The sequence below is a fragment of the Vicinamibacteria bacterium genome (genome assembly GCA_035620555.1).
Lineage (GTDB): Bacteria > Acidobacteriota > Vicinamibacteria > Marinacidobacterales > SMYC01 > DASPGQ01.
Genome location: DASPGQ010000228.1, coordinates 1 through 3,796, shown reverse-complemented (window position 1 = coordinate 3,796; position 3,796 = coordinate 1). Strand labels below are relative to the sequence as shown.

Below are 3,796 nucleotides of genomic sequence, written 5' to 3'. Positions count from 1 at the left end.
CGGAACGAGGAACGGATGCGATCGTCGTGGGCGCCGGGATCTCGGGACTCTCGGCCGCGCTCGAGGCGGCGCGCGGCGGCGCGTCCGTGCTCGTGGTGGACATGTGGTCCATCTTCGGCGGTCACGCGGTGATGTCTCATGGGGGCCTCTGCATCGTCGGAACGCCGGCACAGGAAGCGGCCGGGATCCGGGACAGTCACGAGCTGGCAGAGAAAGACTTCCTCACCTGGGGCGAAGACGCGCATCCGGGATGGGTGAGCTTCTATGTACGCAACTCGCGGGAGCTCATCTACGATTGGGTGAGCGGGATGGGGGTCACGTTCTCCGGCGGAGTCACCGCGATTCCCGGGAACAGCGTGGCCCGCTTCCACAATCCCGACGGGAGGGGGCTCGGTCTCGTGAGCCCGATCTACCGGGCGTGCCTCCTCAACCCCAACGTGCGTTTCTTGTGGAATTTCAAGGTGGACGGTTTGGTCCTCGAGGAAGATCGGGTCGTTGGTATAAGAGGTCAGGACACGCGCACGCGCGAGCCTGCCGAGCTGCGGGCCCCTCACGTCGTTCTCGCGACCGGCGGATTCCAGAGCAATCTCGACATGGTGCGTGAGCACTGGCCCGAAGGGTTGGAGTTCCCCGAGCTCTTTCTCGCTGGCTCGGGCCTGAACTCGGTTGGCTCCGGGCACGAGGTCGCACAGCGGGCCGGGGCCCAGCTGTTCCACATGGACCACCAGTGGAACTACGCGACCGGCCTTCCCGATCCCCGCTACCCCGGCAAAAACCGCGGCTTGAATGCGAGCAACGGAGCCGCGATCTGGCTCAACCTCGAGGGTAAACGGTTCGTGAACGAGCTCGAAAGCACGAAAGTGCGGTTCCGCGCACTTCTCGAGCAGAAGCCGGCCCGGTACTGGGCCATTTTCGACGAAAAGAGCAAGAGACAGTTGTTCGTTAGCGGCTCCGACTGGGCCGATTTCGAGACGATCGAGCGGCACTTGTTGAGCAACCAGGAGCTGGTCAAGAAAGCCGACACCATCGTCGATCTGGCACGGGCCGCCGGCCTTCCGCCGGACGTGACCGCGGAGAGCGTCCGTCGCTACAACCAGATGGTCGAGGAAGGCGCCGATCATGACTACCACCGCTTCGGCAAAACGGCGACGCGGGGCTACGACCTGACCCAAGGCAGTGACGACGGGGAGCCGGCGCCCGTCACGATCGACACGCCGCCTTTCTACGCGCTACCCTTCTATCCTTTGTCGCGAAAGAGCATGGGTGGCGTGCGCATCGATCTAGAGGCACACGTTCTCGATGGAGAGGGACGTCCAATCCCGGGTCTATACGCCGTCGGTGAGCTGAGCGGCTTCGGCGGCATCAACGGGAAGGCGGGACTCGAAGGAACGTTTCTCGGCCCGTCGATCGTCACCGGTCGCGTCGTGGGAAGAACGATTCTCTCCGAGCTCGAGCGTCAGCGGTCGCTCGTGCCCACGACGGAGGTCGAAGCGCCTCCGAGGCCCACCGCGGATCGCGACCTGGATCAAACCGCGTGCGTGACGTGCCACGATTTGGAGGAGCAGATCGCTTCACCGCGGTGGGGCTACTCCCATTTCGAAAAAGTGCACCGGATCGTCGGAGAGAGGGGAGCGATCTGCAGCCAATGTCACGCGGAGATGTTCCCCTACGACTCCGATCGACATGCCATCGATCGTCTCTCTCAAGTCGAGACGTGCAAATCGTGCCACCTCGCCGCCGAACGGTGAACGGTGAGAAGGCCTCCCCTTCGATACGAAGCACCTGATGCGCGATGATGGTCGTCTCCGCTTCTGACGACGAAGGCTCGAAGCGGGAGTACCGGCCTTCTCTTCAGAGATTTGCGGAGCGATTCGCTGCCACCGTGCTGGGTTAAGATGTGATTGTGCTGTTGAGGAACCTGTCATGAGCGCTCAGACTTTGACCTACTCCGAGGTGATTGGGCAGCTCCCACCCGACAGCTTGCTCGTCCTTCGCGGCGTCAGTTGGGCGGATTACGAGGCTCTGCTGGACGCGGTCGGTGAGGCCAAGGGCCTGCGGCTGAGCTACGACCAGGGGAGATTGGAAGTCATGGTGCTTTCCGCGGAGCACGAACACTACGCGGAGCTCATCAAGCTTTTTGTGAACACGCTGAGTCTTGGACTTCGAATCCAGGTCCTCCACTTCGGTTCGATCACGATGAAGAAGAGCCCGAGTCAGGGAGCGGAGCCCGACGCATGTTTTTACGCTCAAAACGCCCGCTCTATCGGCACGAAGAAGCAAATCAATTTCGACGTCGATCCGCCTCCCGACATCGTGGTCGAAGTGGATCTGCACCATGGCTCGTTCGCGAAATTTCCCGTTTATGCATCCCTGGGTGTGCCCGAAATCTGGCGTTATGACGGAGAGTCGCTCGCCATCTATCACCTCCAGGCGGGGGACTACGTGCCCGGTGAGTCGAGTCTCGCTTTCCCCATGCTGACCGCTGCGGGCCTGACCGATTGGATCGGTCGGAGTCGGACGCAGAACCAGTACGACGTCCTCGTGGCCTTCCAGGCTTGGCTCGAAGCCGCCGATCCAACAGAGATGTGACGCGCCTCGGTCAGTACTGGCCGCTCGCGCCGCCGCCGCCGGATTCCCCGCCGCCGCCCTTGAAAGCGGGTTCTCGACTCGGGGCGGCCGCCTCGGGGGCGAGGGTCGTCATCGCCGCTCCGATCTCGAGCAGCTCGGTGCCGGATCGCGTATCGAGTCTGTCGGCCATGAAGCCATATCGATCGCCGGAGCGGCCGGACCGCAAATAGTTGCGCACGAGCATGACGAGGGCGATCAGGGCGCCGCCGCTTCCGGTGAGAACGACCCACAGGGGCGCAACGTGGACGTAGAACCGAAGCGTCACCAGAGAGGAAGCGACGAGGAGAATCCCGAGGTGAAGGAAGGGCCGGTGGCGTCTGGTGATCCCGAGAAAGAGCAGGGCGATGGGAACACCAGCGGTCGCCACGACGCTAAGCGGTCGCCAAGGCTGTGAGACGGGTGGGCTCAGGTCCTCGAGAAGCCCCCTCTCGTAAGAAGTGACGTGAACGGCTCCGTAGAGAGCAAGCACGGCGACCGCGAGGATTTGGGTGAAAGCCGCGCGGTGGGACGGAGCGAGTCGCTCCGACCGCGCCGCGGCGAAGCTGAAAGGAATGAGAACGAGAGCGGCGAGGATCCATGAGATACGGGCTCCAGGAATCACCGCGAGAAACGCGAAGCCGAGAGCCGCCGAGATACCTCCGTAGAGAGCAAAGCCCCAGCGCCAGGAGGCGAGAGCGAACAGAATCGATGTCAAGAGCGTCGTCACCCGAAGAAAATCGCGGAAGATGCCCGAGTCCTCGAAGAGCAAGAGAAAGAAGGCGGTGAGGAAGCACACCGCGAGAAAGGACGTGGCGGCCTCGGTTCCGCCCTGGGCACGCCGATACTGGACGATCTGGATCTCGGTGAGAGCGAAGGACCCGACGCCCAACACCAGACAGAAGAGAGTTGCCTCGGCTCCTAACACGCCGAGCACGCCCGCCGTTGCCAGGAGCGCAATCGCGGTAAAGCAGAACAGAAGCACGCGGAAAGCGAGCTTCACGCGAACGCGGTCATCGGGGAAACGCCCGACGACCGCGTCGAGAGTCGCTTCGTCGACGAGTCCCGCGTGCTTCCAGCTCACGAAGGCTTCGCGAACCTCGTGGCGGCGCTCGGCGGTCACGGCCTCCGGGCTCAAGACGTGGCCTCGGAGAACATGCGATAGGCTCGGGTCAAACCGAACAGCGACGCG

3 protein-coding genes are annotated in these 3,796 nt (G+C 63.2%); 2 read left to right on the top strand and 1 reads right to left on the bottom strand.

The features are described from left to right. Both VEK15_09760 and VEK15_09755 read left to right on the top strand, forming a co-directional pair. Nucleotides 1-1,748: FAD-dependent oxidoreductase (locus VEK15_09760; GenBank protein ID HXV60966.1), on the top strand; the 1,748-nt coding region annotated here is incomplete at its 5' end. 175 nt (nt 1,749-1,923) lie between these two features. Then, nucleotides 1,924-2,589, top strand: coding sequence for a Uma2 family endonuclease (locus VEK15_09755; GenBank protein HXV60965.1), 666 nt, complete (start codon nt 1,924-1,926; stop codon nt 2,587-2,589). A gap of 10 nt (nt 2,590-2,599) precedes the next feature. Here VEK15_09755 and VEK15_09750 read toward each other — a convergent pair. Continuing rightward, a partial coding sequence (locus VEK15_09750) for a hypothetical protein (protein HXV60964.1) occupies nt 2,600-3,796 on the bottom strand: 1,197 nt, incomplete at its 5' end.